Annotated in this window: 33 protein-coding genes, 1 tRNA gene and 1 riboswitch; of the genes, 19 read left to right on the forward strand and 15 right to left on the reverse strand. The window is 43.5% G+C overall.

The features are described from left to right. The first annotated feature begins 12 nt into the window (after positions 1-12). From MUG87_RS17770 to MUG87_RS17785, 4 genes are all read left to right on the forward strand, one after another. Positions 13-186, forward strand: coding sequence for a hypothetical protein (locus tag MUG87_RS17770; RefSeq protein WP_247083956.1), 174 nt, complete (start codon positions 13-15; stop codon positions 184-186). A gap of 125 nt (positions 187-311) precedes the next feature. Continuing rightward, entirely contained in the window at positions 312-806 is a 495-nt protein-coding gene (locus MUG87_RS17775; RefSeq protein WP_247083957.1) for a YsnF/AvaK domain-containing protein, read from the forward strand. A 52-nt stretch (positions 807-858) separates the two neighbouring features. Further along, positions 859-1194, forward strand: coding sequence for a YsnF/AvaK domain-containing protein (locus tag MUG87_RS17780; protein WP_247083958.1), 336 nt, complete (start codon positions 859-861; stop codon positions 1192-1194). A 40-nt stretch (positions 1195-1234) separates the two neighbouring features. After that, complete coding sequence (locus MUG87_RS17785; protein WP_247083959.1) at positions 1235-1765, forward strand: GNAT family N-acetyltransferase; 531 nt, start codon at positions 1235-1237, stop codon at positions 1763-1765. 7 nt (positions 1766-1772) lie between these two features. Here MUG87_RS17785 and MUG87_RS17790 read toward each other — a convergent pair whose 3' ends face one another. The 4 genes from MUG87_RS17790 to helD form a co-directional block, all read right to left on the reverse strand. Next, the gene (locus MUG87_RS17790) at positions 1773-2525 is read right to left on the reverse strand and encodes a YibE/F family protein (protein WP_247083960.1); all 753 of its coding nucleotides are present in this window, start codon (positions 2523-2525) and stop codon (positions 1773-1775) included. Further along, complete coding sequence (locus tag MUG87_RS17795) at positions 2522-3628, reverse strand: YibE/F family protein (RefSeq protein ID WP_247083961.1); 1107 nt, start codon at positions 3626-3628, stop codon at positions 2522-2524. The genes MUG87_RS17790 and MUG87_RS17795 overlap by 4 nt, the downstream gene beginning before the upstream one ends. Before the next feature lie 210 nt (positions 3629-3838). After that, a complete protein-coding gene (locus tag MUG87_RS17800; RefSeq protein ID WP_247083962.1) occupies positions 3839-4618 on the reverse strand; it encodes a hypothetical protein in 780 nt (259 codons plus the stop codon). A gap of 72 nt (positions 4619-4690) precedes the next feature. Beyond that, on the reverse strand, positions 4691-6979 hold the full coding sequence (gene helD, locus MUG87_RS17805) for an RNA polymerase recycling motor HelD (RefSeq protein ID WP_247083964.1): 2289 nt from the start codon (positions 6977-6979) through the stop codon (positions 4691-4693). Between the two features lie 82 nt (positions 6980-7061). Between helD and MUG87_RS17810 the strand changes: the two genes are divergently transcribed. After that, entirely contained in the window at positions 7062-7436 is a 375-nt protein-coding gene (locus MUG87_RS17810; protein WP_247083965.1) for a hypothetical protein, read from the forward strand. Between the two features lie 3 nt (positions 7437-7439). On the opposite strand, the gene MUG87_RS17815 is transcribed toward MUG87_RS17810, so the two are convergent. Beyond that, complete coding sequence (locus MUG87_RS17815; protein WP_247083966.1) at positions 7440-8141, reverse strand: tubby C-terminal domain-like protein; 702 nt, start codon at positions 8139-8141, stop codon at positions 7440-7442. An 899-nt stretch (positions 8142-9040) separates the two neighbouring features. Between MUG87_RS17815 and MUG87_RS17820 the strand changes: the two genes are divergently transcribed. Genes MUG87_RS17820 through MUG87_RS17835 form a run of 4 tightly spaced genes read left to right on the forward strand, consistent with a single transcriptional unit; the run spans position 9041 to position 12389 of the window. Beyond that, entirely contained in the window at positions 9041-9940 is a 900-nt protein-coding gene (locus MUG87_RS17820; protein WP_247083967.1) for an ABC transporter ATP-binding protein, read from the forward strand. Beyond that, positions 9937-10671, forward strand: a complete 735-nt coding sequence (locus MUG87_RS17825) for an ABC transporter permease (RefSeq protein ID WP_247083968.1) — start codon at positions 9937-9939, stop codon at positions 10669-10671. The genes MUG87_RS17820 and MUG87_RS17825 overlap by 4 nt, the downstream gene beginning before the upstream one ends. Continuing rightward, positions 10672-11790: a sensor histidine kinase gene (locus MUG87_RS17830; RefSeq protein WP_247083969.1), complete on the forward strand. Its 1119-nt coding sequence runs from the start codon at positions 10672-10674 to the stop codon at positions 11788-11790. Then, complete coding sequence (locus MUG87_RS17835; RefSeq protein WP_124565170.1) at positions 11787-12389, forward strand: response regulator transcription factor; 603 nt, start codon at positions 11787-11789, stop codon at positions 12387-12389. Before MUG87_RS17830 ends, MUG87_RS17835 begins: the two co-directional genes overlap by 4 nt. 216 nt (positions 12390-12605) lie before the next feature. On the opposite strand, the gene MUG87_RS17840 is transcribed toward MUG87_RS17835, so the two are convergent. Further along, positions 12606-12743, reverse strand: coding sequence for a hypothetical protein (locus MUG87_RS17840; RefSeq protein ID WP_247083970.1), 138 nt, complete (start codon positions 12741-12743; stop codon positions 12606-12608). Positions 12744-12884: 141 nt separating this feature from the next. On the opposite strand from MUG87_RS17840, the gene MUG87_RS17845 reads away from it, so the two are divergent. From MUG87_RS17845 to MUG87_RS17855, 3 genes are all read left to right on the forward strand, one after another. After that, entirely contained in the window at positions 12885-13331 is a 447-nt protein-coding gene (locus tag MUG87_RS17845; protein WP_247083972.1) for an NUDIX hydrolase, read from the forward strand. Next, positions 13309-13845, forward strand: a complete 537-nt coding sequence (locus tag MUG87_RS17850) for a histidine phosphatase family protein (RefSeq protein WP_247083974.1) — start codon at positions 13309-13311, stop codon at positions 13843-13845. The genes MUG87_RS17845 and MUG87_RS17850 overlap by 23 nt, the downstream gene beginning before the upstream one ends. Positions 13846-13958: 113 nt before the next feature. Then, complete coding sequence (locus MUG87_RS17855; protein WP_247083976.1) at positions 13959-14129, forward strand: hypothetical protein; 171 nt, start codon at positions 13959-13961, stop codon at positions 14127-14129. A 54-nt stretch (positions 14130-14183) separates the two neighbouring features. On the opposite strand, the gene MUG87_RS17860 is transcribed toward MUG87_RS17855, so the two are convergent. The 4 genes from MUG87_RS17860 to MUG87_RS17875 form a co-directional block, all read right to left on the reverse strand. After that, positions 14184-14969: a pentapeptide repeat-containing protein gene (locus MUG87_RS17860; protein ID WP_247083978.1), complete on the reverse strand. Its 786-nt coding sequence runs from the start codon at positions 14967-14969 to the stop codon at positions 14184-14186. A 15-nt stretch (positions 14970-14984) separates the two neighbouring features. Next, positions 14985-15314: a PadR family transcriptional regulator gene (locus MUG87_RS17865; RefSeq protein ID WP_247083980.1), complete on the reverse strand. Its 330-nt coding sequence runs from the start codon at positions 15312-15314 to the stop codon at positions 14985-14987. A gap of 243 nt (positions 15315-15557) precedes the next feature. After that, complete coding sequence (locus tag MUG87_RS17870; RefSeq protein WP_247083982.1) at positions 15558-16556, reverse strand: NADP-dependent oxidoreductase; 999 nt, start codon at positions 16554-16556, stop codon at positions 15558-15560. Positions 16557-16579: 23 nt separating this feature from the next. Continuing rightward, a complete protein-coding gene (locus MUG87_RS17875) occupies positions 16580-16954 on the reverse strand; it encodes a YkvA family protein (protein ID WP_247083985.1) in 375 nt (124 codons plus the stop codon). 132 nt (positions 16955-17086) lie between these two features. Here MUG87_RS17875 and MUG87_RS17880 point away from each other — a divergent pair, with 132 nt between their 5' ends. The 5 genes from MUG87_RS17880 to MUG87_RS17900 all read left to right on the forward strand — a co-directional run bounded on the left by MUG87_RS17880 (position 17087) and on the right by MUG87_RS17900 (position 22016). Then, positions 17087-17329: a hypothetical protein gene (locus MUG87_RS17880; RefSeq protein ID WP_247083986.1), complete on the forward strand. Its 243-nt coding sequence runs from the start codon at positions 17087-17089 to the stop codon at positions 17327-17329. Between the two features lie 67 nt (positions 17330-17396). Continuing rightward, a complete protein-coding gene (locus tag MUG87_RS17885) occupies positions 17397-18842 on the forward strand; it encodes a spore germination protein (RefSeq protein ID WP_247083987.1) in 1446 nt (481 codons plus the stop codon). A 5-nt stretch (positions 18843-18847) separates the two neighbouring features. Then, positions 18848-20020 (forward strand): Ger(x)C family spore germination protein, encoded by a 1173-nt coding sequence (locus tag MUG87_RS17890; protein ID WP_247083988.1) that lies wholly within the window; start codon positions 18848-18850, stop codon positions 20018-20020. 1 nt (position 20021) lies between these two features. Continuing rightward, the gene (locus MUG87_RS17895; RefSeq protein WP_247083989.1) at positions 20022-21119 is read left to right on the forward strand and encodes a GerAB/ArcD/ProY family transporter; all 1098 of its coding nucleotides are present in this window, start codon (positions 20022-20024) and stop codon (positions 21117-21119) included. Positions 21120-21143: 24 nt separating this feature from the next. Further along, positions 21144-22016: an SDR family oxidoreductase gene (locus MUG87_RS17900; RefSeq protein ID WP_247083990.1), complete on the forward strand. Its 873-nt coding sequence runs from the start codon at positions 21144-21146 to the stop codon at positions 22014-22016. Positions 22017-22104: 88 nt separating this feature from the next. On the opposite strand, the gene MUG87_RS17905 is transcribed toward MUG87_RS17900, so the two are convergent. After that, entirely contained in the window at positions 22105-22551 is a 447-nt protein-coding gene (locus MUG87_RS17905) for a GNAT family N-acetyltransferase (RefSeq protein WP_247083991.1), read from the reverse strand. A gap of 200 nt (positions 22552-22751) precedes the next feature. Between MUG87_RS17905 and MUG87_RS17910 the strand changes: the two genes are divergently transcribed. Next, a complete protein-coding gene (locus MUG87_RS17910) occupies positions 22752-23336 on the forward strand; it encodes a hypothetical protein (RefSeq protein WP_247083992.1) in 585 nt (194 codons plus the stop codon). Positions 23337-23370: 34 nt separating this feature from the next. Here the strand turns inward: MUG87_RS17910 and MUG87_RS17915 are convergent, their stop codons facing one another. Together MUG87_RS17915 and MUG87_RS17920 are read right to left on the reverse strand one after the other, a co-directional pair. Continuing rightward, entirely contained in the window at positions 23371-23577 is a 207-nt protein-coding gene (locus MUG87_RS17915; protein ID WP_124565187.1) for a hypothetical protein, read from the reverse strand. A 28-nt stretch (positions 23578-23605) separates the two neighbouring features. Further along, positions 23606-24235, reverse strand: coding sequence for a sigma-70 family RNA polymerase sigma factor (locus MUG87_RS17920; protein ID WP_124565188.1), 630 nt, complete (start codon positions 24233-24235; stop codon positions 23606-23608). A gap of 286 nt (positions 24236-24521) precedes the next feature. Next, a riboswitch (purine riboswitch) is annotated at positions 24522-24625 on the forward strand. Between the two features lie 130 nt (positions 24626-24755). Between MUG87_RS17920 and MUG87_RS17925 the strand changes: the two genes are divergently transcribed. Beyond that, positions 24756-25625: a 5'-methylthioadenosine/S-adenosylhomocysteine nucleosidase gene (locus MUG87_RS17925; protein ID WP_247083994.1), complete on the forward strand. Its 870-nt coding sequence runs from the start codon at positions 24756-24758 to the stop codon at positions 25623-25625. A 110-nt stretch (positions 25626-25735) separates the two neighbouring features. On the opposite strand, the gene MUG87_RS17930 is transcribed toward MUG87_RS17925, so the two are convergent. Together MUG87_RS17930 and MUG87_RS17935 are read right to left on the reverse strand one after the other, a co-directional pair. After that, positions 25736-25888, reverse strand: coding sequence for a YvrJ family protein (locus MUG87_RS17930; protein ID WP_247083996.1), 153 nt, complete (start codon positions 25886-25888; stop codon positions 25736-25738). Between the two features lie 109 nt (positions 25889-25997). After that, positions 25998-26068, reverse strand: a tRNA-Cys gene (locus MUG87_RS17935). Positions 26069-26113: the final 45 nt, after the last annotated feature.

Below are 26113 nucleotides of genomic sequence, written 5' to 3' on the forward strand. Positions count from 1 at the left end.
GGAGGTGATTGCATGAGCTGGTTTATGATTATCTTTTGGAGTTTGTGCATAATGATTGTTGGTTATTCACTTTGGAGTATACGGAAAAATAAGGAACAGGCTTCTCCTGAAAAAAGCTTGAACCAAGAGATGAATGAAGCAAACACGTATAAGGATACGTCACGCAATTTTCCTCCTTCGCCCTAAATAGTAAAAAGCGATGCACCACGGTGCGTCGCTTTTTTATGTGTACCAAATTCTACACCGCATGATATATGTCTGATGAGCACAAATTAGGGGTGCAACATAAATTGCACAGGGGGGAATGCGTGATGAACGATTTTTTTGGATTATTTGACGATGAAAAAGAAGACATTCGTGAGAGAGAAGAAATTCGCGAAAGAGAAGACCGACGTGAGCGCACGGATGTTGTAGAAGATGGCAAGCTTCGTCTGCATCAAGAGGAGCTTGATATTCATAAAGACCGTGTGGATACAGGAGAAGTTATTTTAAGTAAAGAAATTGTAGAAGAACACAAAGTCGTTGACGTTCCGGTTATGCATGAAGAAGTGGTTATCGAGAGAAGAGCTATTGACCATGAGCCTACGGATGAATTTATCAACGCAGAAGAAACAATTCATATTCCAGTGGGCGAAGAGCGCGTAGAGGTTGGGAAGCATACGGTGGTTACTGGCGAGGTTTCCGCTTATAAGCGTGCAGTAGAAGAAACGCATCATGTGGACGAGGTGCTACGACGTGAGGAAGCGCGCGTTGAAACAACGGGCGAGGCTCATGTGGTACATGATGAAGAGCCACGCTACGAATAAATGAAGTGAAGCACCTCGGCCTTGGCCGGGGTGCTTTTTAGGAGGAGTGCCGATGGAAAAGATGCAGCTACGTCAAGAGGAATTAGATATTGTGAAGCAATGGGTGGCCACTGGTGATGTTGAGGTGCACAAAGAAGTGATTACCGAGAATCGAACGATTGTTGTGCCTGTCACGCGTGAAGAACTGGTCATAAAAAATGGCGACGAGGTGATTCGAATTCCTATTTGTGAAGAGCGTGTAGAGGTTGTCAAGCATCCGACTGTTCTTGAGGATGTCTCCATCTACAGACAACAATACGAAACGATGCATCATGTCGAGGAGACGCTGCGAAAAGAGGAGTTACATATGGAAACGCGTGGCAACGCACAGGTAAAGCAGGAGATATGATGATATGTGTCGTATATAGCTCGGCAGAGGAGTGAGTATATTGATTACCATCAAACATCCAACTGCCGATGATACGGCACATATGCATAAATTGTTTCGTACGGTGATTGTACATACGTTTGAAAGCGAAGGAATTGGACACTTACAAGAGGAGTTGGCACAAGAAATCCATCAAAAGGAAACATACTGGCAGGAATATATAAATGGCGGCGCACGGTCTTTCTTAGTTGCGACGAAAGGTGCTAAGGTGATAGGGTGCATTGAATACGGAAAAGCCGGTGAATTTGTGTCTACACATACAAACGGCGCACTAGCGCACCTTGATAAGGTGGGGACTGTTTTTGTGCACCCGGGTCATCAGGGGCAGGGGATTGGTTCTCAGCTTGTACAGGCAATGCTGAGACTAATGAAGGAGAGAGGTATACATGAGTTTTGTCTGGATAGCGGCTACAAACGTGCACAGCAAGTTTGGCAGCAAAAGTTTGGAGAACCAACATATGTACTGACCGATTTTTGGGATGAAGGGTATCATCATATGATTTGGCGAAGAGAGGTAGAGGCATGCCTGTAGCATGCCTTTATTTTTTGGTTAAAAAGTAAGCTGTCACCCAGGATGTGACGGGAATGGTCAGGGTAACCGCCGTTCCCGCAAACAGAATGGTGAGCATTTCACCGCTGAATACCTTGGAGTTGATGATTTCCCCAAGCGAATACGTCGCGTCCTTAAACCAAATAAACAATCCCAAATAGCTTCCAAAAAAGGCAAAAAATAAGGTGTTTGTGGTAGTGCCTAAAATATCGCGGCCAATGCCTAAACCAGATTGATATAAGTCTTTTCTGCTTAGAGCGGGACTTTGCGTATAGATTTCACGAAGGGGTGAAGCAATAGAGATTGCCAAATCTACGATGGCCCCGATTGTGCTCATAATGATAACAGACACAGCTATTTTAGAAAAGTCGACGCCGACAAACAGCGAAAACATGCTGAGCTCGGCCACTTCCTCTTCGCCAAAGCCTTTAATCATAAAGCGATCTGTAAAGGCAACAATACATACAAGCAAAATGACAAATACAATCCCCGTCGCCAGCAACGCTGTTTTCGTCTTTACGTTCATACCGTTGATATAAAATAAGCTTACGCAGCTGATAAGGACACTGCCGATGAATGTTATGATAACCGGATTTACGGTCGGATCTGCCATAAATAAAATGGAAATAAACAAAATTCCAAAATTGATAAATAATGCGATAAACGACCGCAGCCCTTTTCGTCCGCCAACAAGCAACATGCAAATAAGGAGTAACATACTTAAGCAAAATAATGTACTCATGCTGTGCGCCTCTTTCTTTCAATAAAGAAAATGGATATATATAAAGCGAGCGGTACGGTCAAAACAATCCCAATTCCGCCGGCTAGGGCCCGGGCCAGCTCTAGGGACAAATTCATCGAAAAGGTATAGCCGAGCGGCGCATGATTTTTGATGTATAAAATCAGCATAGGAATCGAGCCGCTGATATAAGCAAAAAACAAAATGTTAGTCATCGGTCCCATAATGTCTCTCCCAATCGCTTTTCCGGAAGTCTTCAGTGCTTGCACGGTAATATCGCGGTTTTTTTCGTACAGCTCGAACATGGAGGCACACATTGTAATCGCCACATCCATCACAGCGCCTAGCGAGCCAATTAAAATACCTGCCATGAACACCACACGAGGCGGCCTTGTTAAAAACTGCATTTCTTCGTAACGCAGTCCTTTTTCACCCGTTGTTTTCATTACCAAGTACATAATAAGAAGCGCAATAAAGGTGCCAAGCAATGTTGCAAGCATAGCCGCATATGTTTTCTCATTTAAGCCATTTACAAGTAATAAAGAGACAAAGGTGAATAGAATTGCACTGATGCCGCAAATGAATAATAGACTCGTCCCCGATGTCGTAATATACATATCTAAGGCGTAGGAAAGAAGCACGCTGTTGACTGCTAAACTAATGAGAGAAAGAAATCCCTGTTTTTTTCCGACTACAAGCAAAGCAAAGATAAAAATCCAGCTGATGATGAGTACGTTCGTATCGCGTTTGGCATCTTTGATGAGGCCGGTTAATTCACCGTTTTGTGTATGGGTGCGAATCGAAACAAATAGCTTGTCACCCGCGGTGTACTTTTGATCATAGGCGCCCGAGATGGAGTACTCATTGCTTAAGTAAATCCGCTCGCCCTTGTGCGGACCGTTTTGGAGCTTGGCGGTAATGCGTTGCTTAAAGATCCGATCGCTATTGCCATACATATCGGTTACTGTTTCCGCTTCTGCCGATGTTGCTTTTACAACCTTTGCGATGTGTTGTTTATATAAAAAGTCGTTGTGGTTGACGAAAACGATAGAGCCGATGAAAAGACAGAGTAATAGTGCATACAGAAAAAAAGATTTGTACTTCAAGAAAAGACCTCCATAACTAATGATACATGTAAGGATAGCAGGAGTACTTTTGCAGCGTCAAGCCGACTTATGTGGGAAGATTGGAGGATTCATCATATACTTCTGTAGCTAATTGCCTTGATAGATCGTTTGTAAAATGGGGATTGTACCGATTGTGGGTAAAGGCCTACATAGCCCTTTATATCACCAAAGGGGGGAAACTGCAGAAGTTCACGCCTTCTGCAGTTCTGAAAGCAAAACGCCTTTTTTAGAAAGTGTAATAGGCTTGGTACCGCCTGTTATTTGCTGTGTTGCAAACGAGAATTGAAATCTCGTATGAAAATGTTGTCCGACTGTAAAAGAGATGATGCCCTGCTCGGGTATCACTACCAGGGAAAGCTGCGTCGGAAAATCGCCGTCTGTTTGTGCTGTTTTTTGGAGGATAGAAAACGCCGTATCTACATCAAATGTATGCTCTTTTTCAAGAATGGCATAAGCTGTTTGGTAGCGTTCGCTCCCGCATCCTTGGACGCAATCGTATGTTTCATGTGCGTAATCGGAAAGAGGAAAGTTGGTTAAGACCGTGAAATGTTGGTCCTGTGAGCTTGTATGTATGTTCGCGCGCCCTGGTTCGACGATGTAAGATACGTTCTTTCCGGCAATCATGCTATGTACGCTGTAATGGGGTACATTGACAATCGTTTTTTCTGCTAAAAAAGAGGGCAGGTCGGATAGCTCGATGCGTTCTGTGAGTACATCATCAAATAGCCGCATTATATGTACGCAGTTCTTACCGCGGCGATACCTACCTTCCTCACATTCCTCCACCATTAACAGATTCATAAACGTGCCGTTTGCATTGACGCCAAATGCCGGGAGAAATTGTCCGTTTTCACGCTGCAGGACCAGAAAACGATTGTCTTGCAGGGAAAGCTTAATCGGTCGTTCGCTAATATCAAAGTTCATTCCAATCAACGTCTCTGTGCCGTACCAAACAAAGCTAGTGCACATTTTATCACATCCCTTCACACGAATATTCGACAAAAAGGAAAATATTCCTTGTAAAAAACCGCCCCCAAAAAATTAAGGGCGGTTTTCGTATGTCTCGGCTTTGGCCAGTCGCAGCAGCGGTGAGATTTGCTTGGTCGTAAAGAGATGCAGCTCGTGCATGGCTCTCGTGCATACTGTGTAAAACAGCTTACCATCCTGCTCACCGTATACGTCAGCAGCAGCGTCGCAAACAATGACAGCGTCAAATTCCACACCCTTTGCGAGATAAGAGGGCAGTATGGATACGCCCGGCTCGAAGGAGGACGTTTCCTTCGTAATGAGACGGAGTGAGATAAGCGGCTGTAATTGCTGATGCATCTGCTTGCTTTCATGCGCTGTTTTGCAAATCACGGCAATGTTTTGATGACCTGCGCCTTGTAAAGTAGCGATGCGTGCGGCTATTTGACCAGGCAGCCCATCAGCAGGGACTTGCTCGACAACAGGCAGAGCACCTTCGCGCTGGAAGGCTTCGATGCGTTCGCCGCCTGTTACGAATTGCCGTGTGAATTCGATGATTTGCTTCGTAGAGCGGTAGCTGCGCGTCAGTTCAATGGTTTCCGATTGGTCGTATAAGGACGAAAGGGTAAACAGGCTGACATGTGCGGATTGGGCATGAATGGCTTGGTTCAGGTCACCGAGCACAGTCATTTTCGCAAGCGGAAACAAGCGTTTTAAAAAGGCGAACTGAAACGGTGCGTAGTCCTGTGCCTCATCGATAAAAATATGGCGCATCGATGTATTGCGGCGAAAGCCTTCAATTTGCTCCTTCAAATAGATAAATGGTGTAGCATCCTCATACGGCAGGCTGCGGCGCATCAATTCCTTTGTTGTATAATCACATATATCCTGCCAGTTGGTGGGTAGCTGATCAAACTGTGCAAAGCCAGGTGCAAACAGCTGGGCGTAAATCGCCGGTACATCAGCAAAGCGCAGCTTTTTTGCATGTACGTACAGCTTTTTAAAATGCTTGCGCACCACAATGGCCCGCAGCAGCGCTTGCTCGCGCTCAAAGTCGTTGAAGGTGTGCTCAGAGTAACGCTGCTTGCTTTGCAGTGTTTCATAAGCTTCCTGGAGTGTGTCTTTATCGAGAAGCTCCATTTCTTCTTCGACCCAAGGACGCGTGCGCTCACGTTTTTCGTGCTTTTTTAGCTCGCGCTTAATCCAGCGCGCGGTTTCCTCCATACGACTTGGGAGCGAGTCGACCGGAACACTATAAAAGTATGCCGCAATTTCACGGGCAGTAAGCAGGACCGTGCCGCGAAACTTAATATCCGTAAAGCGCATATCTTGTATTTGTAAATGCGCCGCATAGCTGTCAATGAGCTTCATAAAATCGAGCTCTGCTTTATAACGAATAACAGAGCGGCGCACCGCGTCATTGCTGCGCAGCATGTACTCTAGCTGTGTGAACGGGTCCTCAAGTGTAAATCCAGTTACCTGATGCGCTAGATAATCTTGAAAGGTGGTTTGCTGCATGTTTTCTTCGCCAAGCTCCGGCAAAACAGTGGAAACGTAGCTGTTAAAGAGCGGATTTGGTGAAAATAAAATCATTTGATCCGCGCGCAGCGAGCCGCGATAGCGATACAGCAGATAGGCAACGCGCTGCAGTGCTGCTGATGTTTTACCGCTTCCGGCCGCGCCTTGCACGATAAGAAGACGGCTGCTTTCGTTGCGGATAATGAGATTTTGCTCTTTTTGAATGGTGGCGACAATATTTTTCATTTGTGTGTTGGATTGCTTGCCAAGCACTTCCTGCAGCATCACATCGCCGATTGTCACACCCGTATCAAACATACCCTCAATTTGCGCATTTCGAATCACAAACTGCCGCTTGAGCTGAAGTGTGCCGTGCACAGTACCGCTTGGGGCTGTATATGCTGCCGGGCCGGCCGCATAATCGTAGTACACGCTTGAAATTGGTGCGCGCCAATCGTATATGAGAAATTCTTCTTGTTCTTCATCATAAAATGAACCGATGCCAAGATAAATGGCTTCAGCCGGTTCGCCTTCTTCAGCAAAATCAATTCTGCCAAAGTAAGGTGTGTTCATCAAGCGGCGCAGCAGCTTCAGCTGGTTCGTATGGTGGTGATGGCTGCGCTCGCGCTCGGCCAGCATTTCTGCCTGTTGTTTAATGCTGGCATGTGTTTCGGCCGCTTCTTCGGCATTGTCAAAGTTAACGGTCACATCCTCCCAAAAGTTTTGGCGAATTTCCGTTACCTCCGAACGTACAGTGCCGGTTTGTTTTTCAAGCGCAGCGGCTTTTGTACGTATCTTTTTTGTTACTTCGTTGACTCGCTGCTGTTCTTGTTGCCACTCTTGCATAGCATCGCGTCCTTTCCTTTTCATAACCCTTCTAGCATGCTCATAGGATGGAAATATAAACCGCTTTCAAGGGGGCTGTGTGATGGTTTTTATTTTACTGTTTGCGTGTATAGGCGCCGCTTTTTTCTGCCGTTATATGCATAAAAAGAGAAAGCAGGCCGAGGCTGATTGTCACATGGAAAAGCAGCAGCTTGCCGCCTATCGCCTGCAAAAGCGAAAGCTGGAGGAAATGCGCATTCTCGCTGAAACAATCAACCTACCGAACACTCATTTTATGCACTGGGAAAGCAAATATGCAGATGTTGTAAAGCAGATTGAACAAACAAAAGAAAATATTAACGTGCGGCAAGCTATTTTGCAAGGCAATCGCTTTTATGAGAAGCAACTGCTTCACATGTCGTATGCGCTGTTGTTTTTAGCTGCGGTGCTTATGCTGAAAAAATGGCTTGGTGTGTAAGTGTTATTGACTAAACACATAGTTGAAGAGAATATACGTCATAACGAGGGGGAGATCCTCTCCATCAAAGCTGTATTCCCAGCGTGTGATACGCTTGCCGGTGGCAATGACTGTACCTTCACGAAGAACCTCTGTTTTTGAGCCGATACCGAAGGATTTATAATAATAGGCTGTATCCCCAAGCTGTAAAAACAGACCTTCCTGCAGCTTTACCGCATTTTTTAGGGAATAGTCCGTTTCTACACTGCCGATGATCTCGCCATCACGTACAATGTGCCACATCTCGTTCGCTTTCCAAATCGAGCTTTGCTGTTCTACAAACGTAATTTGCGAATTATCCTGCATCGTAAAGGAAAGGTTCATATACCATTTTCCTTCGCCTTCTAGAATCATAGTGACTACTTTTTGCCACCAGTGCCGATAAAAGCGCTGATAGGTTGCGATTTGTTCTATCCCCTTGTAGAGTATTTTTACATTTGTTGCATATTTTTCTCGTGTATAGGTATGCCAGACGTTTTGAGTTGATTTCGGTACGTAGCGTGCTTCTTGATGCAGCTCCCATAGGCGTATGAAAAATAGCACCAAGGCACCGGCTGGAAATAGTAGTAATGTTAACATTTGTTCCCAGTCATAGACACCTAATATGAAAAAGCGCGCCGTCATAGCAATCGCACCGACAACGAATAATAGCAATAATCGGCCCAATTTTTCCCCTCCGTTCAAAACCTCAGTCTCTTGACTGAGGCTTATGTTTTTTCCAGGCGTATCTAGTTCTGAATGGATAGTAAATATCTTTCCTAAAGTCTCCTAATCTAGATGTTTGTATATGTTTATATCTGTAAGCTGCGTTTACTCTTACCCCTATATGTAAATCACATAAATTTATACATAAAGGTAAAAGAACGTGGAACGGCTAAATCAGTCGTTCCACGTTCTTTTACCTAATGTACGAATCAAAAAGCATCTGCCCTGCCAGATAAAGAGGTTTGGCATCCGAAATTAGATGTGTTTCACATTTTATTGACACTCCCACCCCTAAAGGGGCAAGCTGGCTAACGCCAGTGGGATTCTTGTATGACTTTGCGTTCGCAGTCCATTTCTGTTTTGAACAGCCTACAAGATGAGGGTGTGCCATCACCCTTCCATAGGCAGTGCGTATAGCACCTATGGCGACTATTCTGTTACCAAATAGCCTAGCTTTTGGTTCTCAAATGTGTTTTAGCGTCTTATTCTTGACGACTTAATACATTTTACGGAGTAGAAGAATTTGCTACTCCAACCTCATATGTATTCTGTTTTCAGAGAACATGTCGTTTTAGAGACTTTTGCTTGTCTATGAACCAAGTATAGCATACAAACATATGTTTTTCTATTGCATCCCACGCCTAAAGGCGGTGCTATTGCACCGTAGTGGGCTTTCCCGTATCGCAAATTCTTTAAAGTGCTAATCAAAATGATCTTATACATCTCATTATAACATAATCGTTTTTCGGAAATGCCTCTGGCGTTTTCATGACAATTGTCATCTCTCTATTGTGACATCACTTACTTTTTATGGAGCTGGGAAACTCATACAATGAAAATAGAACAGTGGAGGTGGAAAAATGGAATATATTATTGAAGCAAACCGTGTTTCTAAAGTGTTTAAAAATAAAAAGGCTGTGGACAATATTTCGTTTTCTGTTGAAAAGGGGACTGTTACGGCGGTTTTAGGACCGAACGGAGCTGGGAAAACAACAATGCTTTCCATGCTACTGGGGCTTTTAGAGCCAACGGAAGGAGAAGTGAAATTATTTGGCAGGCGTCCGAAAGCTTCATATGTACGTAACAGAATGGGGGCCATGCTGCAGGAGGTAAGTGTGATTGATAGCGTGACGGTGGGAGAGACGATAGACCTATTCCGCGGCTACTACACACATCCGATGCCCAAGAAAAGGCTCTTGGAAATGGCGGATTTAGAGGCGGAAGAAAAGTCCATGGCCCATAAGCTTTCCGGGGGACAGAAGCGTCGTTTAGGCTTCGCTCTTGCGTTGGCCGGCGATCCCGATCTTCTTTTCCTAGATGAGCCGACCGTGGGTATGGACATCGCGTCACGAAAGCGATTTTGGGAGAGCATCCGTTTACTTGCCAAATCTGGAAAAACAATCATTTTGACAACGCATTACTTGGAAGAGGCGGATCAACTTGCTGATCGAATCATTCTTGTGGCCGACGGGAAAATCATTGCTGACGATACACCCGAAGGAATGAAATCCGCCTTTACGAAGCAGGCAGTCCTGTTCCGTACGCATGGACTGTTTGCAGACACAGAGCTTTCATCGCTCCCGTATGTGACAGAAGTAATCGCGGAAGGGGAAGGTATATCAGTTGCCACCACTGATTCAGATGCGGTGCTCAGGTATATATTTGAAAAGAAGCTTCCTGTGTATGATGTGCTCGTTGAACGCGGCGGACTGGAAGATGCATTTGAAAAGCTTGTAGAACAGAAAGGAGAAGCTGTATGAACATGCTCATGTCGCAGTGCAGAATGGAAATTATTCGTGTGCTTAGAAACCGTCATTTTATCATCGCATCTTTAGTAATGCCTGTCATGTTCTATTATATTTTCACAAACACCCTGAGCGGAGCGGCGAATGATAAGGCCTGGCAGGCACAATATCTAATCTCAATGACAGCGTTCAGCATAATCGGATCCGCTATTAATACGTTAGGTCTTCGACTTGTGCAAGAAAAAAGCCAAGGATGGTCACGCTTGATGGATATCACACCGCTACCTGCTGGTACGTATTTGGTGGCGAAAATGGTAGCACAAACAATCATCAACTTGTTTTCTATTATTGTCATCTTTTTGGTAGGAGCTTTAATCAACAACGTCGAGTTGAGTGCTATGCAGTGGATTGGCAGCGGTGCATGGATTTTAATTGGGGCATTTCCTTTTTTGGCACTGGGCACATTCATTGGTACTTTCAAAAGCATTGATACGGCGGCGGCTGTAGGCAATGTCTTGTATATGCTGCTTTCGATACTGGGAGGCTTATGGATGCCGCTTGAAATCATGCCGAAAACAATCCGTGCCATCGGCGAATGGCTGCCGACATACCGATTTGGTCACGGTGCCTGGAACATTGTCGCTGGAAAAATGCCGGACATGACTAGTATTATGGCGTTAGCAGGATATATGATGGTCTTTATAGTATTATCAATATATATCAGAAAACGTCAGGGAGCGATATGAATGAGAAAAACGAAATTCCGGCTGTTCCCGGACAATATGGGCCATTTCCCCCTTGTATGGTTAATTTACTTATTGATGCCATTATATTATGTGCTACAAGAACCGATAGGAAAAAGGATTGCCGGTTGTATTATGCTGGCAATCTTTGTTGTTATCTATAGGCAGGCTTATTTTGCAACAAAGTATTTCTTTGGTTTGATTGCGTTACAAATGCTCATCATTTTCACGTTGTCGTGGTTTTATCATGTCAATTATATATATATGGGCTTTTTCCCGGCGAACTTCATAGGTGCCGCCAAAACTCGAAAAACCTTTGCGGCGTTATTTGCCATGCTAGCGGCATTAGTTGCCTTGGTGCTTTGGAAATATGGGTTGAGGGGTTCTATTAAAGATATATTGGGCGCCACGCCTGCATTTGTTCTCATGTTCGTCTTTCCGTTTGTCAACCGCTCTATGATGAAGCGGCACGAACTTCAGTTGCAATTGAAGGAAGCGAACGAGCAAATTCAACTTTTGACTAAGAAGGAAGAGCGCCAACGGATTGCGCGCGATTTGCATGACACACTAGGTCATACGTTATCATTGATTACGTTGAAAAGTCAGCTTGTGGAAAGACTTGTCACGAAGCAGCCAGAACGTGCACAAATGGAGGCGAAAGAGATTGCAAAAACCTCCCGCGCGGCATTGAAGCAGGTACGGGAGTTGATTACAGATATGCGCTCTGTTACGATTGCCGAAGAAATTATGCAGGTGCAAGCGATTTTGCAGGCAGCGGATATTGCGTTTATCTACGATGTAGAAGCAGATTTAGAGAATATCCCCCCACTTACACAAAATGTCCTGGGCATGTGCTTGCGTGAGGCTGTGACAAATGTCGTGAAGCACAGCCAAGCAAAGGAATGCAGAGTCGGAGTGTATGTGACGAAAGGGGAAACTGTGCTTGAGATACGTGATGACGGAATTGGCATTCAAAAAAAAGAAGGAAACGGGTTGAATGGCATCTTAGAGAGAATTGGCTTACTTGAAGGAATACTACGCATTGTTTCCGGAGACCAAGGCACGACATTAATAATTGCGATTCCCATCGTGAGAAAACAAAAGGACGGGATGACAGGGTGATACGGGTTATAATTGCTGAAGATCAACGCATGCTTCGAGGAGCGCTCGGAGCTTTGTTAGATTTGGAGAATGATATAGAAGTAGTAGGGCAGGCAGCGAACGGGGAAGAAGCCCTGATGTTAATTGCAAATGTAAAGCCAGATATCTGTATATTAGATATTGAGATGCCACTAAAAAGCGGCTTGGATGTGGCAGAAGAGCTACAAAAACAAAAATCTACATGTCGAGTCGTCATTTTGACGACATTTGCGCGTCCGGGATACTTTGGACGTGCAATGAAAGCTGGCATTTACGGTTATTTACTTAAAGATGGACCAGTAGAAGATTTGGCCGTATCTCTTCGTAATGTAATGGACGGAAAGCGTGAGATTTCTCAAGATCTAATGTTTGGAATGTGGCAGGAAGTTAACCCGTTAACAGAGAGAGAAAGAGAATTGCTTTTGTTCGCACGGGAAGGAAAGACGACCAATGAGATTGCTATGCTTATGTATTTATCTGCAGGAACAGTGCGAAACTATATGTCTGAAGTTTTGAATAAGCTTCATGTTCGTAATCGTATTGAAGCCATTGCTGTGGCAGAGGAAAAAGGCTGGCTGTAGCCGAATTAAGAGGGCGGTTATTGAGGAGAAATTAGTACATAACTGCTTCATATCCGCATTGTACATAGGCTTCCTTTGTTGGCCGGTAATCAATGTAGCCATTTGTATAGCCGCCAAAAAAGGCGAGAGGCGTTTTTTGTTTAACAAGGGAAAGCGCAGCTGCGTACGAATGGTGGTCGTGTCATCTACTAGCATGCCGATGAGAACAGCCTTTTGCTAATTTGCATAAAACACAAACGCTGTTGCGTAAATATGCTCATCGGCATTGCGAAGGCCATTTGGCCGATGATAGCCGATAAACGGCATACCTAAAGGCAGAGTGATATCTGTACGATAAACGCCTATTTTGCTCATAGAGACCTCCTAATAAATAGTTTTAGAGGATAGGAAGCGATGCTGAATCATTTGTACCTGTTTAAATCCTACCATGTATGCAAAAGATTCGATATATTCGTATTGTTAGAATATGTTAGAATTGGGAGGGGAGGGGAAGGTATGTTTATTGTAAATGTGGAAGGTGCAATCAAAAAAGGTGATAGATGGCTTGTGATAGAAAGAAGCAGGCAGGAAGAGCATGCAGGCGGCTTGCTGTCGCTTGTTGGGGGGAAGGTAGAGCAGGAAGGAAACACGACAGATATCTTGGAGCGAACCCTGCGGCGTGAAATAGAGGAGGAAGTCGGTGTACAGATAAATAACATGACGTATATCCATAGTACTTCATTTGTGACAGAGCGCGGTGTACACGTGGTGAACGTTGTATTTCTTTGTGAGCACGAGTCTGGAGAAGCTAGGCCATTATCTCTTGAAGAAGTTGAGCATGTGTATTGGTTAACAACGGAAGAGATCCTGCAGCACCCGCAGGCTCCAAGCTATTTAAAAGAGAGTATTGAACAGGCAGAAGCAAAGGGAGGGTGGAGCCTTGAAAACAATTTATCTTGTTAGGCACTGCGCCGCAAAAGGACAAGAACGGGAGGCGGAGCTCACTGAAGCAGGGTACGCACAGGCTTTGGAGCTCGCAGCGTTTTTGGCGGACAAGCCTATTGATTGCATTCTTTCCAGCTCCTACAAAAGAGCGGTTCAAACAATCCTGCCGCTTGCGGGGCGCTTACATATGGACGTAGAACAGGATGAGCGGTTAACAGAGCGCATACTGAGCGCAGAACACCTGCCTGATTGGTTTGAAAAACTGCAGGAAACGTTTATGGATGTCGACCTCACCTTACCGGGCGGGGAATCCAGCCGCCAAGCAATGGAGCGGATTGCATCTGTCGTTGCGGAGATATGGGCAGGGGAAGCTATGCACACGGTATTGGTGACGCACGGCAATATCATGAGCCTTCTGCTGAAGTACTACGATGATAAGGTAGGATTTGCAGAGTGGCGCAGTTTGAGTAACCCGGATGTATTTGTGCTGCGAATGGCGGACGAGGTAACCTATGAGCGGATTTGGAAATAGGGAGCTACGAAGACAGGGCTAGGGTAGTTTCAAGTGAATATCAAATATGATTCATAATTTATATGTTTATATTCTGTTTTTATGATATATTAATAAGAAAAGGAGGGAATGCAATGGAATCCATGCCTTGGGGCACAATCATCTATCAAATTGTTATTTTCGCTATGTTAATCGCAATACCGATTGCGTTTATATGGCTCATTTTGTTTGTAAAGAATTACAAAGGTAGAGTACATAAGCTGGAGCAGCGTATAGCTGTTCTAGAAGAAAAAAAGAAGCAGTAGCAATCCGCAAAGAAGACATCTTTCCGAAAAGATGTCTTCTTTGGCATGCGTAATCTATATAATCGTTACCTTGCTTACATCGGCTTTTGCGCCCTTTAAAACGGCGTAAGTGAGTTTATCCATCTGAGCACCGTCAAAAACGGCCTTTGAGAAATCTGCATACTTGATGGAAATATTTTTGAATGTCGCATTTTTAAAGGATGCCTTGGTTAGGTCTGTACAGTTAAAGATTGTTCCAGAAAAGGTTTGACCGTCAAAGCACATGCCGGATAAGCTAGTATAGCTGAAGTCCGTATGGTCTAATATGGCGTCTTTAAAGCTGGTGTTTGTAAGGTTTGCCATTTTGAATGTGACTCTTGTTAAATTCGCGCCGTCGAATTTCACATCTTGTAAGTCAGCGCATTTAAACGAGCTGTTTGTTACATCTGACCGGCTAAAATTTGAGCCTTTCAAGTCACTGTAATTAAAATTCTTGTTATGCGCGACGATATCCCACAAATCGGAATTGCGTAAATTCATTTTGGAAATGTTGTCTCCCGGTCCACGCAGCTCTCTTGCTTTTTGCGAAATATACGAAATGATTTCACTGAGCAAGTGCTTTGCTGCTTTCTGTATCTGTGGTTCTGTTTTCTCCGATACACTTTCCACCATTTCTTCAATATCTCCAATAGATTGGAAGGTTATTTGATAAGCTGCTTCCTCATCATAGCCTTGCGCTTTTAAGTCGCTATATTTTTCGCACAAGCTTACGTATAATTCTTCTTTTAATTCCGCTACTGCTTGCGAATGTTCATAGGATGAAAACATGGCATCTAAGTACTTTTTCAATCGTTCGTTCATCTCACTGCCCCTCCTTTATAATAATAAATCAAGAATCCGCTTGGCGTGGTCCCAGTTTTGCTTATTCTCAAGATAAGTGGCTTTGCCTTTTTCTGTAATGGTGTAATATTTTCTTCGTCCGCCTTGACTCTCATCTCCCCAATACGAAGTGACATTCCCGTCTTTCTCCATTCGTTTCAAACTAGAAAACATCGTTGATTCTTTCAGCTCATATTCATGGTTAGAGTTTGTAAGTATGAGTTTAGATATTTCGTAGCCATACTTATCGCCGCTCATCAGCAGCTTTAAAATGATCGTATCGGTGTGTCCTCTAAGCAGGTCAGAAGAAACCTTAAAATCCGTCATGGTGTCACCTCCATGATTATAAGATACACCGTATTACCACGACTGTCAAGGTAGTGTTTTTATCGAAGTATTTTTCGGTATATGCCTGTGAGGTCTTCTCTCAGGAGTCACTCCCATCAAGAAGTACAAATGATCAACATGGGGCTTTAACACAGCCAAGCATAAAAAACGTTATTTCCGTAAGAGAAATAACGTTTTTGATGATATTTTTGTTGCGTTATCTATATAGAAGAATTCAAATGATTATTTGATTTTAATAATAATTTTGCCCTTTGCTCGCCCAGTTTCAGAGTACGTCATTGCTTGCTGGGCATCTTCTAAGGAAAAGACTTTGTCAATAACAGGCTTGATGTGCCCGGCTTCAATTAGATTTGCAATGATGCGTAGTTGTTCGCCGCTTGGCTTCATGAATAAAAAGGTATATTCGGCATGATGCTGTTTTTCGAGTGCTGTCAGCTTGCGGCTGACTAAGGTGAACAACTGCTTTTTGAAAAAGCCTGCGCCGTACTCGTCCGCAAAACGAGCATTTGGTACGCCTGAAACTGAAACGATTTTGCCGCCCGGTTTCACAACTTGAAATGCCTGTTCGAGCGTCTTGCCGCCGATGGTGTCAAATACCGCGTCATAATCCTGCAGCACTTCTTCAAAGCGCTCCGTTTTATAATTAATGATGGTGTCTGCGCCGAGGGATGTTACGAGCGCAGTACCGGCTTCACTAGTCGTCGTCGCTACAACGGCGCCCATGTATTTCGCTAGCTGAATTGCAAAGGTACCAACACCGCCGGCACCAGCTTGAATCAAAACCTTTTGCCCCTTTTGTAGATGCATAACATCATGCAGGGCCTGGTAGGAGGTGAGACCTACAAGCGGGATAGATGCTGCTTCTTCAAAGCTTGTATTTTTAGGTTTGTGCGCTATATCCTCCTCATGAACGGCAATATATTCCGCAAACGTACCAATGCGGCTCTTGCGCGGACGACCGTATATTTCATCGCCCACTTGAAAACGGGTGACCTTTGTTCCCACCTTCGTGATAACGCCGGAAAAATCATTTCCTAAAATGAGTGGCATCTTATATTGAAGTAATAGCTTTACCTTTCCATCACGTATTTTAAAATCAATGGGATTGATGCTTGCGGCGTGAATTTCCGCGAGTACGTCATGTTCCCCAATTTCCGGAAGTGGCATATCTGCTAGACGCAGCGGAACCTTTCCGTATGTTTCAATAATCATTGCTTTCATGACTAAGACCTCCAGATAAATGCTTATTTGCGGATAAGAGACTGCACTACCCAGATACAAACGAATGCCCATATAAGTAAAATGAGTGTGCCTACAAACCAGTTCTTTGGTTTTTCCTTTTTCATCATTTCCTGTGCCTCCGCTTCGCAAGAGACGAGCACATGCTTAGGAATGAGTTTGAGTGCCAGCATAATGCCAAGTGGTATCAGGATTAGGTCATCTAAGTAGCCTAAAATCGGAATAAAGTCCGGTATCAGATCAATGGGGCTGAACGCATAAGCTACCACACATACAGCAAAGAGCTTGGCGTACCAAGGCACATCCTCCGATTTGCAGGCGAGATATAGAACGAAAATATGTTGTTTGAGTTGCTTTGCCCACGTTTTAATACGATTCATAGTGTCTCCTTATTTGTGTTTTGTATATTGTATCATCTAAAGATGCGGGGGAGAATGACAAAAGCGGGGAACGTACATCCTATGCACGTGAAATAAATATGTTGTGAGGGTGGGAAGGAGGGGGAATGCGCTGTGACGCACTATTGGGTGACTTTGTTAGCGATAGCTGTAGCGGTTGTCTTTATAGCTGAAAAAATAAAGCAGCCGTATCCGACGCTTCTAGTTTTATTTGGACTGATTGTGGGTGTGCTACCGATTGATGCTTTAGATGAAGTGAAGCGGTACGCTGTGGATGATAAAGTATTTCAAACGACGATAATTTTAAAAGCTATCTTCCATATGGAGGGTAGCTTTTTTGGTAGAAACGTCTGTTAGTATACTTTACATAAGGAAGGTCATACTAACGCATATTACAAGAATCTGCCATTGAGGAAGCCTACATATGAAACAAATATCAACAATCGTGGAAACGAATCTTTTTTATGCGCGGCAAGCGCTTCATTTTAACAAAGAAGTCATCACGAGAACTGTGAGCGTTGCAGGGCTTGCGATTGGTATGGTGTATGTGGACACGATTGCATCAAAGGATGTCATTCAAAATCATATCATGCGGCCCTTGCTGCAGCTGCGTTCTCTTTCGCACGAGGATGCAGTGCTCAGTGTAATGAATACGATTGAGATTGCAGATGCACAGGTGCTTTCTTCCATGGAGGAAGCTGTTGCGGAGCTGACAAACGGAAAAACGCTGTTGTTTATAGAGGGGACAGATTCTTGCATCGTCGCTGATACATCAGATTGGAAGGATCGTTCCTTAGCGCCGCCGCAAACACAGCGCGTATTAAAGGGACCGCAGATTGGCTTTACGGAGCTGGCCAAAAATAATCTATCGCTCATTAAAAGAGTTGTCAAGAATGCCGACTTGGTTATCGAGGAGCAAAGCATCGGTCAGGAAACTCAAACGAATGTATCGATTGTGTACTTAGCCGAGAAGGTAGATACAGAGATTTTACGAGATGTAAAAGAACGGCTCGCCGCCATTGAGCTATCTGCCATTCTCGATTCATCCTACATTGAAGAGGTTATGACCGACAAGCAACAAACCACCTTTCCACTTGTATTAGTGACCGAGCGACCTGATGTAACAGCGGCGCATCTGCTTGAGGGTAAGATTGTGATTGTATGTGATGGTTCTCCGAATGTACTGATTGTGCCTGCCCTATTCATTCAGTTTTTGCAGTCGCCTGAAGATTATTATGAGCCCTCTTTTTTGGAATGGACGCGACTGCTGCGGATTCTGTCTTTTGTTGTTTCCATTTATTTAATTCCACTATATATTGCATTCACATTGTTTCATCCAGAGATGATTCCGAGTGAATTACTGATTAACCTGGCGGCGCAGCGGCAGGTTGTGCCCTTACCGGTATTGGCGGAGGTGCTTCTGTTTATGTTGCTATTTCAAATTGTACTAGAAAGCTCGATTCGGCTGCCAAACGGGCTGACATTAGCGTTTGCGATTATTGGAACAATCATTTTGGGACAATCGGCGGCGCAGGCTGGCCTCGTGCAGCTGGCCACCTTGGTGGTGGTATCGGCGACGTATGTATTGAATTTCGCGGTACCGGTACAGCCTTTTGCCAATTCCGTCAAAACCATTCGCTATTTATTTGTATTTCTAGCGAGTACCTTCGGGTTTTACGGCATTATGCTGGGGACCATTGCACTTGTGATTCATCTATGCAGTTTGCAGAGCTTTCGCGTTCCGTACTTGTCGCCCATTATGCCGCTTCATATTCCTGATTTAAAAGACACGTTTGTTCGTACGAGTCTTAAAAAGATTGTAAATACGAAAAAGAAATACAAAACAGAACAGAATCAGCCGAGTGAGTGATTGTTATGAGGTATCTATATGTTATATTTATTATTTTGTCAGCTGCTTCGCTCTCGTTTTCACAGGGTGATAAAAATGAATTAAATCAAATTGGCTTTTCCTTTGCGATGGGTGTAGACGAGGCAGAGAAGGGCTATGAGGTGTCATTGCAGCTCATCAATCCAAGCGCTTTATCGGGCGAAAAACCGATCAAAAACTCTCCTTATGTAGTATATAAAGCAAGCGGTAAGACAATTGATGCTGCCCTAGAGCACCTGTCTGTGTATATGTCACGTCATTTGCATCTAAAGCAAATGCAAATTATCGTCATTGGCGAAAAGATGGCACGAAACAGACCGATTCATGAGATTGCTAACTATCTATTGCAGGCGACGGATATCCCAGCCAATGTTCTGGTTGTAACGACAAGAGATGCAACCGCTTATGAGATGCTCAAGGTCTTTGCACCTGTGGAAGGATTTTCGGGCCTTGAAATCACAAGCATCCTGCAAAAGCTGGGAAGAAAAATTCCGCAAACGGCAAGTGATATTAAAATCGATTTAATGCAGCAGGGAAAAGATTTGACGCTACCTTATATCTACATCATGGGCAAGCGCAAGCAAGGTGAGAAGCAAGCTAACTTTGAGACCCTAAAGCCCACGCATTTGGCGTATGGGGGAACCGCTTTGTTCAAAGGAGAAAAGCTCAAGGGCTTTATTGATTCGAGGGAATCGCTATACCTATACATGTTAGAGAAAAAAACATCTAATTTTCTGTTGGCTGCTAGCTGTCCTAAAGATGAAAAGAATTATTTTACCTTCAAGGTATCCGGCAGTCGCCCGAAGCTACGGGATGTAAAGATAAATGGAGATAACATACGTTTTCTATTTAATCTAAAGCTAGATGGTACCGTCAGTCAGTACAACTGTCGTCATGACTTAGGTGATCCTGAGACAATTGAATTACTGAAAAAGGAGCTTGTGAAGGATATTGAGCATCATGTGGAGGAGGGCATGGTGGTATTTCGGAACTATGAGATAGATCCCTTTGGGTTAGGTGTGATGCTGGAAAAGCATAGTCAGCAGGAGTGGGATACAATAAAAGCAAGGTGGCCTGCTTTACTCAAAACAACGTCTATTTCTATTGATGCGGATATCAGGATTCCAAACATCGGTGATTTTAAAGTAGGGAGTGAGTGAATTGCAGTCCAAGCAAGCGTTCGGTGTCATTGAACTATGCTGTACTATGCTTTTGTTTTTGCTCGGCAGCGCTATTGTACTGGGCGTCGGGCTTGAGGCGCGCAAGTACGCTTGGCTTGCGATCTTGCTGGCCGGTATGATAGGCACACTTTTGTTTGGTATGTACGTATACATTTGGAAGCATAACCATTATGGTAGTTTAGGCTTTATTTTAAAGCAGCAATTCGGAAAATATCTTGGTTTTGTATTGGCGATTATATACGCGTTGTATTTCTCGTTTATTGCATCTAGGGTGCTTATTGATTTTACGCAGTTCATCAGCAATTCCTTACTTTATAATATGAATCCTTTTTATATCAAGGTATCCATTTTGTTATTGGTACTTTACACGTATTCTAAGGGAATTGAACCATTTATCCGCTCGGCGATCTTGTTTGGGTTTGTGACGCTTTTGTTTATCATCGCGATGTTTGCCTTCATTTTACTAAGCGATTTGTTTCATCTAGAGTACATGAAACCTATGCTCCCGGTTCCGTTTGCAAATATTCGAAAAGCGGTGTTTCCACTACTGATTACTCTTCCGTTCGGCGAATTAATCGTATTTTTCACATTGCTGCCATACGTGATAGAAAAGCGTGTTGTGTGGAAAGGCGGCAGTGTTGTGATTCTTGTATCCACCGTTATACTGTCTTTTTCTGCTTTTCTTACCATTTCCGTGCTGCACCCAGACTTAGCCTGGCAGCATATATTTCCGCTTGTAAAAGCCATTGAGCGTGTGCACGTCTTAAATTACATTCAGCGCTTAGATCTCATCGCGGTCATTATCTTTATTATCGGTGGCTTTTTTAAGATTTTTGTGTTCGCCTTCGGTTCGATTCGGATGATGCAGGAATGCTTACCACGCGTAAAACCTGGGATTCTTACTACAATTGGATTGAGTCTCATTATGGGAGGATACTATTTTATGTCCAATAATCCCCCGCAGCATCTAAAGCTAGGCTTGGAAATCGTCCCGCCCTTTGTACATGTGCCCCTGCAAATTGTTGTCCCCCTGCTTTTATTTGTCATAACAGCTGTACGAGCTAGGTTAGCTAAATAGCTTACGGAAAGGAAGGAATAAGAGATGAAGGTATTAGTAACTGGAGCCTCCGGCAATGTAGGGCAGTATGTCACAAATGAGCTGTTACAGATGGGGGAGAGAGTTGTCGCAGCGGGAACTCGTGTCGAGAAGCTGGACAAGCTGTTTGGTAGCGAAGTGGAGAAGGTTGTATTGGATTTTACAAATCCCGCTACTTACGAAACAGCATTACAAGATGTAGACCGTGTGTTTCTGATAAGACCACCGCATCTTGGCAAACCGGAGGATTTATATCCGTTTATTGATGCGATGAAGCAGCATCATATAAAGTTAGTATCTTTTTTATCGCTGATGGGCGTTGAGAAAAATACCATTCCCCCTCATCATAAGATTGAAAAATACATAGAAGCATCCCGTCTGCCGTATGCACATATTCGTCCCGGCTTTTTTATGCAAAACCTATCGGGTATACATGCTGTAGAGATTCGGGAAAGAAATGCAGTTTTTGTGCCGGCAGGTAACAGTAAAACCAGTTTTATCGATGCGGAAGACATTGGCTTGGCAGCGGCAATCTTGCTCCGCAGCCCTGAAACCTATCAATATACGGCCCATACGCTTACTGGGGGAGAGGCGCTTGATTATTATCAAATCGCGGATATTCTCACAAAAGTAACAGGAAGAACAATCACCTACGCAAAGCCAAGCTATTGGAAGTACAGAAGATACTATATCAAGCAGCGAGGCCTTGATAAGGCGTATGTGAATGTAACAGTAGCGTTGTATTTCATGACGCGGCTGGGAACGGCCAAGGCTGTTACTACAGATTTTATAAAGCTGACTGGCAGGCAGCCGCGTACGTTTGAGGAGTTTGCGAGAAAGCATATTGATTCATTTATGTCAGTATCGCGAGGGAAATAGCTAGTAGTGGGAAAAGGTCCAGTAGGGGTGCTGAACCTTTTTCTTTGTTTGAAAGGGTAATGCAAATCTAAAAGCATGTATTGCTTTGTTAATCTATATACTTCACCACAGCCATTTCTTTCCCAAAGCGATCTCCTTCATCAACAAAGCCGAGGCTTTTGTATAAGTGATGCGCACCTTCGTTCGTCGGGTGATAGCCGACCACAATTTTACGAGCATCCGGCAGTGCAGCGATCTCCGCGAGCATCAGCTTTGTAGCTGCTTTCCCGATGCCTCTGCCTTGAAATCTTTCGCCAATCATAATGCGGTACACCCAATACCCGTCCAACTCCTCAAGCTCTGTGTTATACATAAGAAATCCTGCCATTTCATCTCCGTAGTAGATGGCGTATGGACGGAGAGTGAGCTGGAATTTAGCCTGTAGAATGGAGATAGCATTCGGCTCTAAAAACGCGGCTTGTGCAGCAGAAACTTGAAGCTGACAGCACGTATACCAATTGTCTTCGTTTATTTCAACAAGTGTAACTATGTTCATAAAGTGCCCCTTTCTTAGATAGTTCCTTTTCTAGATTTGATTGTACCATATTTTTCTAGTATTGTAGATTACATGTAGGGTTAAGGGGAGTATATAAGGATCTATCGATAGAGCTTGGTTATCCAACTACGACTGAGCAACTGAAACAAGGCTATAAGCGTATGGAGGAAAGCGGCAACTTGTAGCAAAGGAGGAGAAGCGTGATTACAGTTTCTATTGACACACATAGTGAAACAGAAGATTTTTTTCGAGTAATAGGTGCACCGAAATATAGGTATTATGTTCAACCTACTGAAGTGAAAAGTATGCTGTCAGCATATTTTCGCAAGATTTCTCTGCTTCCTGTATATGTGATATTCTCTACGTATCATGATTTTGAAGACATCGAGGTGCTGTTAAAAAAACTACGGCAGCCTTATGATATACAGCGTTTAGCTGATACATGTACGGTGATGATAGATGGTAAAACCGTACGATATCATGTACCTTTATTTAGGATGCAAGTAGATTGTATCAATGCGCTACAAGAGATTATCGTACAAACCTTTTGGCTGGCAGAATCGAATTGTAGCTATATTATTTCCTTTTCAAATAATGTGCGTGTAACAACTCAAATAACAAAGAGCATGCGAAACAAGCATGTGGAGACATCCATTTTGCAAATTGATATGAATGTCCCCGCAACGACTATGTGCATGGCACACGATGCAGATGGATTTTATTTGTTTTCAAATGAAGAGACATATAGCTCGGTAGAAAAGGTGTACAACCATTTTGCAGATTAACAAAAGCGGGAAGGAGCTCTAGCCTCCCACGAGCCTAGAGCTTTTCTACAAACTCCCAAAAACAAGGTGGTTCTTCCTGAAGTAGCTTGTCCAGCTTTTTAAGTGCTTTAATTTTGATTTCATGGGCAAGATCTTCGCGCTCATCAAAGGTTGTTTGTTTGACGTGCAGTTTTATCTTTTTATCCAAGGCTTGGAGAATGCGGCAGGTTGTTTCATCGTGTGTCGTGAGAGATGAAAACATGGTCAGAATTCTCCTTTTTCTTTGTTTTTTATGAATGGTCTAGGTTCTGATACGCTTTTTTAATTTGTGTGAGCGTTTTTTTGAGCCAGTATGATATATTTTGTTCGGTTTGACCGAACCGCCTTGCGATTTCTTTGTTGGTCAGCTGCTGATTAAAGCGCAGCTCTAACAGTTGTTTTTGCTTTTCTTGTAGCTTGATAGATGTGAATGCTCGTTGTAGTTTTGGGTTTTGTACGTTTTCAAAGAAATACTGCTGTTCTTTTGCCATGACGGTATCTAAGGGTGTTTCTATGTCTGCCGCAAGTACATCAGCTAAAGACAGCGCTGCGTCGGTCGGCTGGTCAATGATGAGCTGAAAGCGCTCTTTGTGCTTTTTTAGCTTTTTATCGTAGTCGATTGCCATTCGCCGTGACATGCCGTTTAAATAGTTGGTAATGCGCACCTCGTAATAAAAGTCACGAAACGATGCTTCTAGCTGCTCCATATGCTTTTGGTTCGGATCTTGCATGAATCGCTCTAGCAAGGTAGCATTGCGGCCAATCTTCAAAAATTCTCTCATCACCGCATGTTTAAAAAGCTTTCTTTGTTTTTGCTGCACCTTTTGAAGCCTGCTTGTATATAATTCTTTTTCGGTTTCTTTGGATACACTCTGTTTCATGCTTAGAACCTCCTTTTACTTAAAGAAGTGAAATGAGACCACGGAAAATCAAATAAAATCGAACTCATGTTCTATTATGGTACATGTGTTCGTAAAAAGCTAGATGGATTTTTTGAAAATAGAAAAAATTTCTTATTTGCCATGTATCGATATAGAAGGTTTGAGGAGATAAAAGTGAAGGTGTAACTATGTTTGTTGATAATAAACGAACATTTAATTTTTATTTTAAAAAAATGTTCATTTTTTATTGAATAAACTTGCGGTGTTTGTTATATTAGAAAAGTAATAACCTTACATAATAATTACTCGTATATGCTCGGTAATAAGGTCTGAGCGTTTCTACCTGGTTCCCATTGTAAGAACCGGACTACGAGTTGAAGTATTACAATGTTCGTGTTTTTTTGTGATGCTTTAACTTGCGTGAGTCCAGAAGGTAGAAACGATTCTACATATTCTGGATTTTTTTATTTGGCCTAATGAGCACATGTACGAGACAACAAGAGAAAAGGGGAGCGTATGCATGAAAAACAAAATGTTTAAGAAACTTGCTTTGCTGGTGACAGGAGCAGCTTTATCCGCTACGTTGTTTGCTGGATATCAGCAGGAACCAGCTAAAGTGGAAGCGGCACAAAAACCAATTATCATTCAAGGACCAATGCCAATTGAGGCGGAAAATTTTGCGCAAAAGCTAGAAAAAGTAAAAGTGGAAAAGTCCGGTACATTTGTTTTTTATAAAGGTAAGCTGAATGATTACCCTGTTATTGTTGTAAAAACAGGTAAGGGTATGGAAAATACTGCAGCTGCTACAGCGCTGGCAATTGAAAAGTATAAACCTGCTGCAATCATTAACCAAGGTACGTCTGGTGGTCATGATCCGAATTTGCATGTGTTTGATATTGTATTAGGAAAACGTACGACAAATATCGGCTCTTTAAAAACGACGCATATGAGCGAAAATGAGGGAATTGCGCCCACGAAGTGGATTCCGATGGACTTGATGGCTTCTGAAGGAAGCGGTTCAAATCCAGATGCAGAGAAAATTCGCTATTATGAAGGAGATAAAGGCTTGCTAGCGGCTGCTCATGCGGTGAAAGATACGTATACAAAAGGGAAAATTGTGGAAGGAACGATTGGTTCGGCGGACTTTTGGAACAATGAGGTGGATCGCATTAAGTGGTTCCATACGAATTACGGTACGTCTGTAGAGGAAATGGAAGGTGCGTCTGCCGCACAAATCGCAGCTGCGTATAAAGTTCCGTTCCTGGGAATCCGCATTTTGTCCAATAATAAAACAAACGGCGGCACATACAACCCTGGAACTGCAGAGGCAAATCAAGAGTATGTGTACGAGGTAGTAAAACAATACATCTCAGATATACAGAAAAAATAAGGAAGTATAATCACGCATACAAAGGGTTAACGTAATTGGGAATGGGAAAGGCCCGCCTCAGAGCTGAGGCGGGCTTTTTTGTTTCAGCAGCGAAGCGAGGGCGCAATGGTTCACGGTCTGATGATATCCTTTAATCGCTCAACCATATCGCTTAGCCCCTCAATTTTCTTCTCAAACCGAATCAGCAAATAGAGCGTGAGCATAATCGGAAAGCCAACATTTGTAATGATATCAATCCAATCCTTAACCTGCATCGCGTCCATACTGACACCTCCTGCGAAAATGTCTTCACTGTTATAGGTGAAAGCTAGACGCGATTTCGAAAAGAATCATGAAAAAACTGCATATCGACTTGGATATGCAGTGCAGAGAAGGCGGCAACCGGATTCGAACCGGTGGTGAAGGTTTTGCAGACCTTTGCCTTACCGCTTGGCGATGCCGCCGTGGTGAAAGGCTTTCTATAAGATATGTGTTTGTAAGGGGGAATA

This window comes from Ectobacillus sp. JY-23 (assembly GCF_023022965.1).
Taxonomy (GTDB): Bacteria; Bacillota; Bacilli; order Bacillales; family Bacillaceae_G; genus Ectobacillus.